This window comes from Archangium sp. (assembly GCF_045802675.1).
GTDB lineage: Bacteria > Myxococcota > Myxococcia > Myxococcales > Myxococcaceae > Archangium.
Window position 1 is genome coordinate 1 of the sequence record NZ_JBJMQO010000109.1, and the last position, 14,420, is coordinate 14,420.

Genomic DNA, 14,420 nt, shown 5'->3' on the forward strand with positions numbered 1-14,420 from the left:
CGCGCTTCGGAAGTGATATCTGCGCGGGCCTCATGGCTGACAAGCTGATTCCCCGCGAGAAGGATTTTTCCGAGTGGTACGTGGACCTCGTCCAGAAGGCGAAGCTCGCCGACTACTCGGACGTGAAGGGCTGCATGGTCATCCGTCCCAATGGCTATGCCATCTGGGAGAACATGCAGCGCGTCCTGGACAAGATGTTCAAGGACCTGGGCCACAAGAACGCCTACTTCCCGCTGCTCATCCCCGAGAGCTACCTGAAGAAGGAAGCCGAGCACGTCGAGGGCTTCAATCCCCAGCTGGCCGTCGTCACCCACGCGGGCGGCGCCAAGCTCGAGGAGCCCTACGTCATCCGGCCCACGTCGGAGACCATCATCAACCGCAGCTTCTCCAAGTGGATTCAGTCCTACCGGGACTTGCCGCTGCTCATCAACCAGTGGGCGAACGTGATGCGCTGGGAGATGCGCACGCGCCTGTTCCTGCGCACCACCGAGTTCCTCTGGCAGGAGGGCCACACCTGCCACGAGACGGAGGACGACGCGGAGAAGGAGACGCTGCAGATGCTGGAGGTGTACCGGAAGTTCGCCGAGGACTACATGGCGATGCCGGTGATGACGGGGCGCAAGACGGAGTCGGAGAAGTTCGCCGGCGCGCTGCGCACCTACTCCATCGAGGCGATGATGCAGGACAAGAAGGCGCTGCAGGCGGGCACCAGCCACAACCTGGGGCAGAACTTCGCCAAGGCCTTCGACACCCAGTTCCAGGGCCGCGACGGCAAGCAGCACCACGTGTGGCAGACGTCCTGGGGCGTGTCCACGCGCCTCATCGGCGGCCTCATCATGACGCACTCGGATGACGCGGGCCTGATTGTCCCGCCGCGCCTGGCCCCCACGCACGTGGTCATCATCCCGATCGCCGGCAAGGCCTCCGACGCCGAGAAGACGCAGGTGCTGGAGAAGACGCACGCGCTCGCCGCGGACCTCAAGAAGGCCGGCCTGAGCGTGTTGGTGGACGACGACGACACCAAGAGCCCGGGCTGGAAGTACAGCGAGCACGAGCTGGTGGGCACCTGCCTGCGCGTCGAGCTGGGGCCCAAGGACCTGGCCAAGGGCTCGTGCGTGATGGTGCGCCGCGACTTGAAGCAGAAGGAGTTCATCCCGCTGGATCAGGCGGTGGCCAAGGCCCAGGAGATGCTCGAGCAGATGCAGACGAGCCTCTTCGAGAAGGCGAAGAGCTTCCGGGACTCGCACACCTTCGAGGTGAACAGCTACGAGGAGATGAAGGCCCGGGCCGACGACGGCTTCCTGATGGCGCACTGGAACGGCGACCCCAAGGTGGAGGCGCGCATCAAGGAGGAGACGGGCCTCACCACCCGCAACCGGCCCTTCGCCCTCAAGCAGGAGCCGGGCAAGTGCGTGGTGACGGGCGAGCCCTCCCAGGGCCGCATCGTCTTCTCCAAGGCCTACTGAGTCAGACGGGCGAGGTCACCCGCACGCCCAGGGGAGGATTCACCGAGGGTGTGGGTGCCTCCGCGGTCAGCCGTGGAATGCTCGGCAGCCGCACGGTGAAGCAGGTGCCCTGGCCGGGCTCCGACTCCACCTCGATGCGGCCGCCGTGGGCGGTGATGATGCCGTAGGCGACGGCGAGGCCCAGGCCCGTGCCCTCGCCCACGGGCTTGGTGGTGAAGAACGGTTGGAAGAGCTTGTCGCGCACCTCGGCGGACATGCCCACGCCGTTGTCGCGCACGCGCACGAGCACCTCGCCGGGCACGGCCTCGGTGCTCACCGTCACCACGCCGCCCTTGCCGGACACGGCCTGCGCGGCGTTGACGATGAGGTTCACCAGCACCTGCCCTATCTGCCGGCCCTGGCCCACCACGGGGGGCACCTCGCCGAGCTCCACCCTCACCTGGCAGTGGCCCTTGAGCTCGCCCTGCGAGAGCCGCAGCGCCGAATTCACCTCCGCGTTGACGTCGAACGCCGCGGGCTCGCCGGAATCTTCCCGGGCGAAGCGCCGCAGGTCCGCGACAATCGCGTTGACGCGGCGGATGCCGTCGAGCGTCGCGGGCAGCACCTCCTCCACGTACTCGCGCAGCTCCTCGGGACGCTGGCCCAGGGTCTCCAAATCCCGGGCGAGCGCGCGCACGTTGCTCGTCACGAAGGCCATGGGGTTGTTGATTTCGTGCGCCACGCCCGCCGCGAGCAGGCCGAGGCTGGAGAGCTTCTCCTGCGCCACGAGCTGCGCCTGCATGCGCACGAGCTGCCCGTGCTTCTCGCGCGAGCTGTCCAGCGCGGACACGAGCATCTGACAGCGCTCCTCGCCGATGATGTAGAGCAGCCACGCGATGACGCAGAACGGGGCGATGGTCGAGACCGGGTTGCCCGCGCGGAACGCCAGCACGGCCGACACCGCGAGGAAGAGGCAGAGCCCGGCACGATTCAACACGGAGTGGGTCTCGCGCTCGCGGAAGCCGTTGAGGAAGACGGCCTGGAAGAGCACGTTGCACCAGGCCAGCGAGTTCCACTGAAGAATCACGGCGGTGGCCGTGCTGTTGAGCAGGTTGGAGCTCAGGATGACCCACACCCCGAGCCGCTCCAGCCCCTTGCGCTGAAGCCAGGGGAGCACCGCGGCGTTGATGCCGCCACGCACCGCGCAGAGCACGCACAGCGCCACCACCAGCGGCCAGTGGCCCCAGGAGGCCGCGACCAGGATGACCTGGAAGATGGCCAGGGAGAGGAAGGCCCAGAAGACGAGCCTCTCATTGACAGGATTGGCGTCCGCCTCACTCCCGATACCCGTCGTCCCAACGGGCGTGTGTCCCTTGTTCATGCCGCGCGACCCCCCACCGCCGATGGTAGAGCAGCACGCGGAGGACGGCGCTCCACCAGGGCGGAGCGCGGGTGCAAATTTCTCACATTTGTATAATGGGAGACGTCACACCGCGCCGGACAGGCCGCCGTCCACGTTGATGGCCGTGCCCGTCACGTAGGAGGCGCGCGCGGAGACGAGGAAGGCCACCACGTCGGCGAACTCCTCGGCCCGGCCGATGCGCCCGAGCGGCACGCCGGCCTCGCGGCTGCGCTCGGCGTACAACACCTCGGCGGGCTTGCCCGAGGCCGCGGCGCGGCGTTCCCACTGGCCGCTCTCGATCATCCCCACGAGCACCGCGTTGACGCGGATGTTGTCCGGCCCGAGCTCCTTGGAGAGCACCTTCATCAACGCCATGCCCGCGGCGCGCGACACCGAGGAGGGCGTGGTGTTCTTCCCGGGCTCCTTCGCCTTGATGGACAGCACGTTGAGGATGGAGCCACCACCGGCCGCGCGCAGGTGCGGCACCACGAGGCGCACGGCGCGCATCGCGGCGAAGAGCTTGAGCTGCAGGTCCTCCTCCCACTCGGCGTCGGTGACGGAGAGGAAGGCCTTGGCCGCGGCCGAGCCGGCGTTGTTCACCAGCGCGTCCACCCGGCCCCAGCGCTCGTGCGCGGCGGCCACGAAGCGCTCCACGTCCTCGGCGCGCGACACGTCGGCGGGCACCGCGAGCACCTCGCCCCCGAGCGAGCGCAGGCGGGCCGCGGTGGCCTCCAGCCGCTCCGGGTCGCGGGCACACAGCGCCACGCGCGCCCCCTCCTGCACGAGCCGCTGGCCCACGGCCGCGCCGAGCCCCTCCGAGCCGCCTGTCACCAGCACCACCTTGCCTGAGAGCTGTAGGTCCATTCGCGGAAGTCCCCTGCTGACGAGAGCGCCCTTCTTATACCCGCCGGGAGGAGTGTCGGGGTCCCTGTCCACTGGTGAGCCCGGAGGAAGAGGCCATCGCTTGCGGCGTGCCCCGAGCCCTCCCACCTTCGAGCGCGAGGAGGAGCAATTGACGAGACTCGGAGCGGGGCGAGGTGGGGCGAGGTCGATGCGGGTGGGACGACAGGGGCCGCGGAGCCTGCTCGCGCTGCTGATGGTGGCGGGACTGCTGGCCGGTGAGCGGACGGAAGCCTCCGAGGCTCCGGCGCCGAGCGCGAGCGCCTCGGACATCCAGCACATCGTGGTGGTGATGATGGAGAACCGCTCCTTCGATCACCTCGTCGGTTGGACGCCGGGCGCGGACGGGCGTCAGGCCGGGCTCGCCTATCCGGACCGGCTCGGCGTGCTCCAGCCCACGTACCCACTGGCTCCGGACTACCAGGGCTGCGGCCATCCGGATCCCGACCACTCCTATGAGGGCGGACGCGTCGAGTACGACGGCGGCGCGTGCGATGGCTGGCTCCGGGCCGGGACGAATGATGCGTTCGCCATCGGCTACTACCGGCAGGAGAACCTGCCCTTCCTCGGGCGGGCCGTGCCCCGCTGGACGACGTTCGATCGCTACTTCTCGGCGATCATGGCGGAGACGTACCCCAACCGCATCTACCAGCACGCCGCGCAGACCGACCGGCTCACCAATACCTTCGAGCTCTCCACGCTCCCCACCCTCTGGGATCGCCTCGCGGAGAAGGGTGTCACCGGGCGCTACTACTACACCGACGTGCCCTTCCTCGCGCTCTGGGGGCCCAGGTACCTGCCCATCGGCCGGCCCCTGGTCTCGTTCCTCGTGGACGCCGCCACCGGCCACCTGCCCCAGGTCTCCTTCGTGGATCCGCGCTTCCTCGGCGAGGAGCAGGGCGTGTCCGGCGATGACCATCCGCACGGTGACATCCGCAATGGCGAAGTGTTCCTGAGCCTCGTCTACAACGCGGTGACGCAGGGCCCCGCGTGGAAGAACACGGTGCTCATCATCAACTTCGACGAGTGGGGCGGCTTCTACGACCACGTGCCTCCGCCCACCGCGCCCATTCCCCCGGCGGATCAGCTCGCGGGCAACGCGGATGGACGGCTCGGCTTCCGCACGCCGGCCCTGCTCATCGCGCCCTGGGCCCGGCAGGGCGCCGTCTCGCACACCCAGTTCGATCACACCTCCGTGCTGCGCTTCATCGAGTGGCGCTGGGGCCTCGAGCCGCTCACCGTGCGCGACGCGACCGCGAACAACCTCGTCGAGGCGCTCGACTTCACGCAGCCGCCCCGGCGCGCGCCGCTGCTCCTCGTGCCGCCACTCCCCTACGGCCTGCCCTGCGCACCCGGTGGGCCGCCGCCGGACGCGGACCTCGAGAAGCTCGAGGACCTCGCGCACCAGTACGGCTGGCCGGTGTACCGCTGGCCCACGGCCTCGACGCCGCTCACGCCGTAGCGCGCAGCGCCTTGCCGGCCGGGACGAAGGTGGCCACCGGCTCGCTCTTGCCCGCCACCGGCAGCGGCGCCGCCGCCTCGAAGCGGAACTCCTCGCCACAGCGCGTGCGCGTGGCCTCGGAGACGAGCAGCGACACGCCCACCTTCTTGGTGAGCCCTTCAATCCGGCTCGCGAGGTTCACCGCGTCGCCAATCACCGTGTACTCGCGGCGCTGCTCGGGGCCCACGTCCCCCACCACCACGCTGCCCGTGTGCACGCCGATGCCGATGCGCAGCGGCTCCTCGCCCCGGGCGCGGCGCTCGGCGTTGAGCGACTCCAGCGCCTCGAGCATGGCCAGCCCGCACGCCACCGCCGCCCGCGGGTGCCCGCTCAGCTCCAGCGGCGCGCCGAAGTACGCGAGGATGCCATCGCCGATGAACTTGTCGAGCGTCCCCCCGTGGCGGAACACCACCTCCACCATGCGCGCGAGGTACTCGTTGAGCAGCCGCACCACCTCGGGGCTCTCCAGGCGCTCGGACAGCGAGGTGAAGCCGCGGATGTCGGCGAAGAGGAGCGTCACCTCGCGGTGCTCGCCCTGGCCCCCGTCGGCGCGGGCGCCGGACTCGAGGATGCGGCGGGCCACCTCGGGCGAGAAGTAGCGGCCCAGGCGCGTGCGGTGCGTCTGCTCCTCGGCCACCTCGAGCACCAGCCGGTACATCTGCCTGCGGGTGTACGCCGCCGCCATCGCCGCGAGCCCCAGCACCAGCGTCACGCCCGGGAGGTTGTCCGCCGCGCTCCGGCCGGTGCGCTGCACCAGCGCCGTCTCCAGGCCGATGCCCAGCAGCGTGGCCAGCCCCAGGCTCACGCGCGAGCCGCCCAGCAGCGCCATCAGCATCACCAGGACGATGTAGATGCCCACCGAGAGGCCGGCGATGACCTGCCCGTTGGGCGAGACGGCCACGGGCACCGCCTGGATGGCGAAGACGGCGGGCATGTCGAGCAGCAGCACGCCGAGCTCCGGCCGGCCGCGCAGCAGCGGGAGGAAGCGGCCGCCCGCCCACAAGGCCACCGAGAGCAGCAGGTACGCCCCCACGCCCGTGCGGGGCATGGTCCAGTCGAAGGCGAGCACACAGGCGAACCAGCCCAGGGCCGCCAGCACGCGGAAGCGGTACACCCAGTGCCCCATGCGCACGCGCTGGGTGTCGAGCCGCTGCTGGAGGATGTCGTCGAGAACGGACTCGTTGGCCACGGAGTGGGGAGGCTAGTCGAGTGCCCGGGCGTTCTCCAGGTGGGGTGTGGTGGACTATCCTTCGAGGTCCCATGGCGAGCATCGGTCACGTGGCGGTGGGCATGGCACTCGGACGGTGGGGCGCGGGCGCGGCGCCCCCGGGCCGGCTCGCCGCGTGGATGCTGGGGCTGTCCACGCTGGCCATGCTGCCGGACGCGGACGTCGTCGCCTTCGCGCTGCGGATTCCCTACGCGGCGACGTGGGGACACCGGGGGGCCTCGCACTCGCTGTGCCTCGCGGCGGTGACGGCGCTCGGAGTGGCGGCCGGGACGCGTCTGGGGCGGGGGCCCGCGCTCGAGGCGGGGCTGCTCGCCTTCGTGGCCATGGGGAGCCACGGCGTGCTGGACGCGATGACCACGGGCGGGCTGGGCGCCGCGCTCCTCTGGCCCGCCGACAACGCCCGCTACTTCCTCCCGCTGCGCCCCATCCCCGTGGCCCCCATCGGCGCGGGCATGCTCTCCGCCCGGGGCCTGTACGTGGTGCTGGCGGAACTGCTCCTCTTCCTGCCCTTCTGGGCCTATGCGCTCTGGCCGCGCCGCCGGGCCGTCCAGACCGCGGAGGGATGAAGCCATGCGCCTCTTCGTCGCCGTCACGCTGGGCAGCGCCATCGAGTCCTCGGCCACCACCGAGCTCCCCCGCCTCAAGGGCCTGGCGCCGCGCGCGCGCTGGGTGCCTCCGTCCCACCTGCACCTCACGCTGAGCTTCCTCGGCGAGGTGGACGCACAGAAGGCGGTGGCCGTGAAGGAGGCACTCGCGAGCGTGGGCCCCTCGCATGCCCCGCTGGTGCTCACCATCGAGGGCGGAGGCGCCTTCGGTGCGCCCGCGCATCCCCGGGTGCTGTGGGCGGGCGTGGGCGGGGACACGCGGGCGCTGGGGGCGCTGCAGGCGGACGTGGCGGCGGCGCTCAAACCGCTGGGCTTCGAGCCCGAGCACCGCGAGTACACCGCGCACCTGACGCTCGCGCGGGCCAAGGTGCCCCGGGGAGACCGCGAGCTGGCCGAGTGCGCGCGCGCCCTCGAGGACGCGAAGTGGGGCGAGGCGCGGGTGGACCGGCTCGTCCTCTTCGAGAGCCTGGGGGGCAAGTACCACGTCCGCGCCGAGGTGCCGCTGAGCCGGTAGCGCTGGCACCCGCCGTGCACAGGGGCCAGGGCTGGCGCGGGCTTCGCGCCTGAAAGGACCGGGTTTCCATGCATTGGCCGAGGCTCTCGCTGCTGTCCCTGCTGCTCCTGGCCCACACCGCGGCCGCCGCGCCACGGCCCCTCGAGGGCCAGTTGAAGACGGGGGACCTCGTCTTCCACACCTCGCGCTCGCAGCAGTCGGTGGCCATCCGCGCCGCCACGCACAGCCCCCTGTCGCACGTGGGCCTGGTGGAGGTGACGCCCTCGGGCGTCTTCGTGGTGGAGGCGGTGCAGCCGGTGCAGCGCGTGCCCTTCGCGAAGTGGAAGGCGCGCGGGGTGGACGGCCGCATCCTCGTGCTGCGCCCCGAGCAGCTCCCCGAGCAGCAGCGCGCCGCCGCCGTGGCCGAGGCCAAACGCCACCTGGGCAAGCCCTATGACTGGCGCTTCGGCTGGGGGGACGAGGCCCTGTACTGCTCGGAGCTGGCGCGCAAGGCGTACTCGGCCGCCGCGGGCGTGGACTACGGGATGATGGAGCGCCTGGGCTCCCTGGACGTGAAGAAGCTCGCCCCCGCCCTCCAGCAGCGCTACGGCGGCAAGGTGCCCCTGGACCTGGAGCTCATCACCCCCGCCAGCCTCGCCGCGGACGCTCGCCTGTCGGTCGTGTACTCGGACTTCCAGGGACTTCGCTGAAAGCCCAAATGGGGCATGATGGGGGGCATGTTCGCGCGTTTCGTGCTCCTCGCTGGCCTGCTGTCCCTCCTCGGCACCGGGTGCCGCAACGATGAGGGGGCGGTGAAGCTCACCGTCACCTACTCGGGCTTCCGGCCCGGCTGCATCCGCGTGGGGGTGAAGGACGCCCAGGGCCTGGGCGAGGCGCGCACCACGGAGCTCGCGGGCAAGGGCGAGGCCACCGGTGGCTCGGTGACGCTCGCCGCCTACCGCGAGTCCGGCTGGAGCACCACCCTCGCGGTGACGGCCGAGGCCTTCGAGCAGCAGTGCTCGGGCACGCCCGTCGTCACCACCACCGGGACGGTGACGGTGGACAAGGGCCAGACGGCCGAGCAGGAGCTGAAGCTCTCGGCCAGCGACGTGGACCAGGACGGCTACGTGTCGCGGGGCACGGGCGGCACCGACTGCGATGACGCGAAGGCCCCGGTGCACCCCGGCGCGCGGGAGCTGTGCAACGGCGGGGACGACAACTGCGACGGCATGCAGGACGAGGGCCTCGACGTGGGCGCCCTGTGTGACGCCGCGGGCGGCTGCCCGGGCCAGCGCGCCTGCGCTCCGGATGGCACCGTGATGTGCGCCGGCCCCACGCCCACCCCGCTGTACGCGGACACGGACAACGACAAGCACGGCGCGCCCGGCACGGCGGTGACGAGCTGCGAGCCCACCCGCGCCGGCTACGTGACGAGCTCGGATGACTGCGACGACACGCGGGCCAACGTGTACGCCGGCGCGCCGGAGCTGTGCGACAGCCTGGACAACGACTGTGACGGCACCCCGGACGACGGCTTCGGCCTGGGCGACAGCTGTGACCCGGGCCAGGGCTGCTCGGGCAAGCGCGCGTGCGAGACGGATGGCGGCACCCGCTGCGACTTCGTCACCCCGCCCTCCACCTGGTTCCCCGACGAGGACCTGGACCAGCACGGCAAGGCGGACGCGGGCGTCGCCACCTGCGCGCCGGACGCCGGCTACATCGCCCAGGCCGGCGACTGCAACGACGGCAACCCCTTCACGAACGCGGACGCGCGCGAGCTGTGCGACGGCGAGGACAACAACTGCAACGGCTCGGCGGACGAGAGCGGCGTGTGCCCCGCGGGCGGCGCGAAGTGGGTGGACATGTCCCCGAGCGACACCACCGCCCTGCGCTCGGTGTCCATGTACGCGGACGGCGGCGTCTGGGTCGCCGGAGCCAGCAGCCTGCTGCGCGTGCGTCTGCCGGGGGCCGCCACCTTCACCTCCTTCGACAACCAGTGCACGGGCGAGTGGAATGGCGTCTGGGCCCATCCGCAGAGCGGGTACGCCGTGAGCGGTGGCGACAACGCCGCCTTCGCCCTCCACTGGCCGACGACCACCGCCTGCGATTACGGCGGAACCGCGGCCACCGACACCCACGTGCGGGGCGTCGTCGGAGTGCCCGTCGGCTCGGGCAACTTCGAGTACCACGCCGTCGGCTTCGACAAGCTCGACTCGTACGGCGGGCGCGCGCTGCGGTGGACCGGCACCAGCTTCCAGAACATCCCCGTGCAGGGCCTGCTCTGGGACGTGCACGGCATCTCGCGCGAGGTCCTCTTCGCCGTGGGCGGCTACGACACCACCTCCACCGCCGGCGTGGGCGCGCGCATCTACCGCTTCAAGCCGGACACCAACACCTGGACCGACGAGGGCGTCCAGAACCTCTCCGGCGTGGTGGACGACCGCCTGAGGGGCGTCTGGGTGGTGAACCCGAAGCTGGCCTACGCCGTCGGCGAGAGCGGCTCCTTCCTCATGTGGAACGGCACCACGTGGAGCCCCATGACGGGCCCGTCCTCGGAGAACTTCACCTCGGTGCTCGCCTTCGGGAAGAACGCCGTCTACGTCTCCACGAGCACCGGCAAGGTGTACCGCTACAACGGCACCGCCTGGAGCAGCATGCCGGGCCTGACCTCCGTCAACGCCTCGCTCAACGACCTGGCGGGCCTCAGCCCGGACGACATCTGGGTGGTGGGCGACCTCGGGTGGCGCCTGCACTGGCCGCGCTGACGCGGGGCCTCAGGCGCGCGTGGCCACCACGAAGCGCCGGCGGAACAGGTAGGGCGTGCCGTGGGGGGACGCCGGGTAGTCCTGGCGCAGCAGGGGCCGCAGCATGTCCAGGAAGACCTGGCCCTCCGCGGGGCCGAGCGCCGTGAGCACCGGCCGCAGCGTCGTGCCCAGCAGCCACTGCGACACGGCGTCCTCGCCCGGGAGCACGTGGAGGTACGCCGTCTCCCAGGCGTCCACGGAGAAGCCGAAGCGCGTGAGCAGGGCCTCGTAGAAGGCGAGCGACTGCGCATGGCCCCGGCGCACCGAGGCGAGCGCGGGGGCGAAGCGGGGCAGCGCCCGCACCTCGTCGATGCGCCGGTGCGAGGGCTCGTCGAAGTTGGCGGGCACCTGGAAGGCGAGCACCCCGCCCGGAGCCAGCAGCCCCACCAGCCCCGAGAGCAGCGCGGCATGATCCGGCAGCCAGTGCAGGGCCGCGTTGGAGACGAGCACGTCGAGCGGCGCCGGGGGGCTCCAGCGCGCGATATCCGCGAGCTCGAAGCGCACGCGCTCCGGGGCGGGGCGGCGGAGGGCCTCGGCAATCATCGGCTCGGACGAGTCGACTCCCGTCACGCGGGCCGAGGGCCAGCGCTCGGCGAGGGAGAGGGTGAGGTCCCCCGTGCCGCACCCCAGGTCGGCGACGAGCGAGGGAGAGGACGCGGGCACCCGCGCGAGCAGCTCGAAGAAGGGGCGTTTGCGCGCGTCGCGGAAGTGCTCGTACTGCTGGGGATCCCACACGGCGGGCATGCGCGAGTCCTGGCCGCGAAAGACGCTCCCGCGCGGTGTCGCGGGACGGGGAGTGTCTCGACGCGGGACCGCGGCCGGCCGGCGAGGGAGACGGGGTGGAGCGAACCGCCCGGTGGCGGAACCCAGCGCACCGGGCGGCCGGGACGCGCGAGCACCGAGGCCCCGCGTGTCCCGGAAGGAGGGACTACTTGCGCGGCTTGGGGGTGCCGGCGTCGGCGCCGCCCGGGGTGCCGGCGTCGGTGGCGGGGGTACCGGCGTCAGCGGCGGGAGTGCCACCGTCCGTGGCGGCGGCGCCCGAGGCGGCCGGGGTGATGGCGGGCGGCGGGTTCACCAGCTCGAGCGAGGTGAGGAAGGCGTCGGCCTGGGGAGCGCCGATGCTCGGGTTGTAGAGGACGAGCAGGGTGTAGAGGCGCGGCCCGACGAGGAAGTTGCGCGCCTTCACCTCACCGGAGTCGGAGGAGACGGTGAAGGCCTTGCCGGGGTAGCCCTGGAGGGTGACGTCCTCCTCGGCCTTGACGGTGCCCTTGAGCTGCTTGACGAGGCCATTCTTGCCCTCGTTGAGGAAGGCGGCCGTGGGGTTGGCGGCGACGATCTTCTCCGGGTAGTCGGCGGTGCTGATGGAGAAGAGGACGCCCTCGACGTTGGAGGTCCAGGCGGCCGTCTTCACCTTGCCACCGGGGATGGCGACCTCGCCGAGCTGCGGCGGGGGATCCCCGGGGAACATGATGTTGAAGCCCTCGGCGGTGGTGAGCTTCTGGAGCTGCGCGGCGGGCTTGGCCTGCTCGGGGGTGCCACCCTCGTTGGGGACATCCTCGACGGTGGAGGAGCCGCCAGCGGTGGTGCCGGTGGTGGAGGACTCCTTGGTGGCGCAGGCGACGCCAATCAGCGAGAGCGTGAGGAGGGCGGCGAACAGGCGGGACAGCGATGACATATGAGCGAGTCCTGACGGTGGGTGGGTGGAGGAGATTGGCGGCGGAACCTAAACGAGTCCGCCGCCGGTCGCTACGTTCGAGTAGGGGGAGTGATGGGTTTCGAGAGGAACGAAACGCTCACGCCTCAAGGGCAGGAAGAGAGGGGAGTGTCGGGGTTGCCGGTGTTGCGCGAGTCGTGCTGGTACTTGGGCCAGGGCGCCGCGCCGTCCAGCCCCCGGCTGTCGACGACGAAGGCGAACAGCTTGCCGCCCTCCGCGACGTAGAGGGCCCCGAGGTTCTCGGCACGCGCCGCGCCCGTGGCATCGCGAGCACAGTCGAGGGCGGGCGAAATCGAGGTGGGCCCGACGCCGCTGGCCAGCGACCAGCGATTGGCACGGATGTCCGTGGACCATGCGCCGACGAGCGCCGTTCCATCCGTCGCCGCGAAGAGCGCATTGCCACTTCCGAGCACGGGCGCGCCCTTGAAGCTGCCAGCTCCGGATTGAAAGACATTGAGGCTGGTGCCACCCAGCGGAACCGTCGCCAGTCCCGCCGAGCTCGCCGGACTCGGTAGATTCTCCGAACCGAAGAAGATGTTACTCCCAGCTCCGATGGAGAACTGGTTGATGAACATGTCCGACGTCGTTGGGTAGCGCCAGGCTGGAGACGTCCCTCCGCCCATCTTCGGAATCGAGAACAGCAGCCCCTGGTCCGAGAACTGCCCACCGTTCGCCCCAACGACATCGCTTCCCGCCAGCGCCAGGCCGTTGATGGAGAAACCCGTGGGCACCGGCCAGCCCGAGCGCGCGGTCGTTGAGCCAAGTTGGTAGCTCGTCAGACGCCCCGAGGATTCGGCGTAGAAGACGGTGTCGCCTTGAATCACCAGGGGAGCAACCCCGGTGCTACTCGACTGGCTACGGACAACAGGATCCGTGGTGTTGCACGGAGTCACAGCCCCCTCTGGCCGAAGCGCGACCAGGGAGCCCACAATGCCACTCGTGCCCCCCAGGTTCACATTGATGACTGCGAGCGCGGTTTCGACGGAACCACCCCCGGATGCAATCTGCGTCAGCGCCAGGCTGCTCCCGATCTGCCCCTTGTTGATGTCACAGCGGCCGACCTCGACGCCAGTGCTTCCATTCAATGCGAGCAGCGTGGCCGCGGAAGTGCTGGGATTGACCCCCACATAGACCTTCTCCACGTTGGCATTCAACGTCCCTACGGTGGGCCCGCTGACAAAAAGCCCCGTGTTGACCTCCCACTGCGTCGTTCCATCAGGACGGAGCGCGAAAACCTTTCCCACCGAGGCGGAGCTAGCACCAAAGTAGATCGCGCCCTGCGCTCCGACTGCGGGAGGCGCCTTGATGGCAAGGTTGCCCCCAGAACTGCCATCGAACACCCACCTCCACCGCGTCACGTTGACGTTGGCAGCGGGTGCATTGCTCGCGTTGCCGACCCTGTCTCGTCCTTGCACCACGATGGGGAGCGCGCCACGGAACGCATCGAACGCAGGCTCCCAGAGCTTCAACTCCGCCGTCCCGCAGAACCCCGCGTCGCAGGCTCCCGTCACGGGCGTCACCGCCACCGCAGGCGCACTCCCTCCATCCGTGCCCTGCAACGCGACCATCACCGTGCTCGGATCCAGGTTCGGCTCGTTCGTCCGAATCTCCACCGGCACCACCTGATCGCGCCTCCACGCCGTGGCGAATCCCGCCGCCGGATCCGTGTACGTCGTCCCCCCATCCGCCACCCCCGCGTCCGCCGCGGGCACCACCACCGTGAAGCTCGGCGGCGTCGTGTCCACCGTCAGCCGCACCGTCGTGCTCGGCCCTCCGCTCGCCGGGTACGCCGCCGTCAGCAGGAACTCGCCCTCCCCCGGCGGCGTCCACTGCGTCGTGTACACCCCTCCACTCCCCGTCACCGGACCCAGCGTGCTCGCCGTCCCTCCATCACTCCGCACCACGCTGAAGCTCAACGTCTCCGGGAAGTTCTCCGCGAAGCCACTCGCCACCCGCAGCTCGGCCCGCACCGGCACCGCCCCCGCTCCCACCACCCCTCCGTCCCCCGGCGTCACCACCAGCTCCGTGTACCTCGCCACGCAGCTCCTCGCCGGCCCGCACGCCTGGTACTCCGCACACGCCGGCTCGCACGCCCCCAACAACTCCGTCCCGCCAAAGCACAGGTGCCGCTCCACATCGCACAGGCCACCGCCCGGGCAATCCCCGTCCGTCTCACACACTCGCAACGGTTGCGTACATGCCGAGACAGCCCCCAGCACCAGCAGCATTCCGAGGACCTTGCGATGCATCACGTCACCTCTCCAAACCCTTTGACGGCCTTCCCACGGTGGATAGCATGGGCTCCCTACTCGCGGAAGGTTGCGGCCC

At 70.7% G+C, this 14,420-nt stretch carries 12 protein-coding genes; 6 read left to right on the forward strand and 6 right to left on the reverse strand.

Features of this window, described 5'->3' with window-relative positions:
* Positions 1-32 precede the first annotated feature (32 nt).
* The gene (gene proS, locus ACJ8AN_RS30505; protein WP_407759183.1) at positions 33-1,466 is read left to right on the forward strand and encodes a proline--tRNA ligase; all 1,434 of its coding nucleotides are present in this window, start codon (positions 33-35) and stop codon (positions 1,464-1,466) included.
* A gap of 1 nt (position 1,467) precedes the next feature.
* On the opposite strand, the gene ACJ8AN_RS30510 is transcribed toward proS, so the two are convergent.
* Both ACJ8AN_RS30510 and ACJ8AN_RS30515 read right to left on the reverse strand, forming a co-directional pair.
* The gene (locus ACJ8AN_RS30510; RefSeq protein WP_407759040.1) at positions 1,468-2,826 is read right to left on the reverse strand and encodes a sensor histidine kinase; all 1,359 of its coding nucleotides are present in this window, start codon (positions 2,824-2,826) and stop codon (positions 1,468-1,470) included.
* Between the two features lie 105 nt (positions 2,827-2,931).
* Complete coding sequence (locus tag ACJ8AN_RS30515; RefSeq protein WP_407759041.1) at positions 2,932-3,711, reverse strand: SDR family oxidoreductase; 780 nt, start codon at positions 3,709-3,711, stop codon at positions 2,932-2,934.
* Positions 3,712-3,898: 187 nt separating this feature from the next.
* On the opposite strand from ACJ8AN_RS30515, the gene ACJ8AN_RS30520 reads away from it, so the two are divergent.
* On the forward strand, positions 3,899-5,209 hold the full coding sequence (locus ACJ8AN_RS30520; protein WP_407759042.1) for an alkaline phosphatase family protein: 1,311 nt from the start codon (positions 3,899-3,901) through the stop codon (positions 5,207-5,209).
* Here the strand turns inward: ACJ8AN_RS30520 and ACJ8AN_RS30525 are convergent.
* Positions 5,199-6,437, reverse strand: a complete 1,239-nt coding sequence (locus tag ACJ8AN_RS30525; RefSeq protein ID WP_407759043.1) for an adenylate/guanylate cyclase domain-containing protein — start codon at positions 6,435-6,437, stop codon at positions 5,199-5,201. The two genes, ACJ8AN_RS30520 and ACJ8AN_RS30525, sit on opposite strands and share 11 nt — an antisense overlap.
* 71 nt (positions 6,438-6,508) lie before the next feature.
* On the opposite strand from ACJ8AN_RS30525, the gene ACJ8AN_RS30530 reads away from it, so the two are divergent.
* From ACJ8AN_RS30530 to ACJ8AN_RS30545, 4 genes are all read left to right on the forward strand, one after another.
* A complete protein-coding gene (locus ACJ8AN_RS30530; RefSeq protein WP_407759044.1) occupies positions 6,509-7,042 on the forward strand; it encodes a metal-dependent hydrolase in 534 nt (177 codons plus the stop codon).
* Positions 7,043-7,046: 4 nt separating this feature from the next.
* Complete coding sequence (thpR, locus tag ACJ8AN_RS30535) at positions 7,047-7,595, forward strand: RNA 2',3'-cyclic phosphodiesterase (protein WP_407759045.1); 549 nt, start codon at positions 7,047-7,049, stop codon at positions 7,593-7,595.
* A 68-nt stretch (positions 7,596-7,663) separates the two neighbouring features.
* Positions 7,664-8,284 (forward strand): YiiX/YebB-like N1pC/P60 family cysteine hydrolase, encoded by a 621-nt coding sequence (locus ACJ8AN_RS30540; RefSeq protein WP_407759046.1) that lies wholly within the window; start codon positions 7,664-7,666, stop codon positions 8,282-8,284.
* Between the two features lie 27 nt (positions 8,285-8,311).
* On the forward strand, positions 8,312-10,339 hold the full coding sequence (locus ACJ8AN_RS30545; protein ID WP_407759047.1) for a MopE-related protein: 2,028 nt from the start codon (positions 8,312-8,314) through the stop codon (positions 10,337-10,339).
* Between the two features lie 9 nt (positions 10,340-10,348).
* Here ACJ8AN_RS30545 and ACJ8AN_RS30550 read toward each other — a convergent pair whose 3' ends face one another.
* The 3 genes from ACJ8AN_RS30550 to ACJ8AN_RS30560 form a co-directional block, all read right to left on the reverse strand.
* On the reverse strand, positions 10,349-11,122 hold the full coding sequence (locus ACJ8AN_RS30550; RefSeq protein WP_407759048.1) for a methyltransferase domain-containing protein: 774 nt from the start codon (positions 11,120-11,122) through the stop codon (positions 10,349-10,351).
* 184 nt (positions 11,123-11,306) lie between these two features.
* Positions 11,307-12,053 carry a hypothetical protein gene (locus ACJ8AN_RS30555; protein WP_407759049.1) on the reverse strand — a complete coding sequence of 249 codons (747 nt, stop codon included), beginning with the start codon at positions 12,051-12,053 and terminating at the stop codon, positions 11,307-11,309.
* A 125-nt stretch (positions 12,054-12,178) separates the two neighbouring features.
* Positions 12,179-14,341, reverse strand: coding sequence for a hypothetical protein (locus tag ACJ8AN_RS30560; protein WP_407759050.1), 2,163 nt, complete (start codon positions 14,339-14,341; stop codon positions 12,179-12,181).
* Positions 14,342-14,420: the final 79 nt, after the last annotated feature.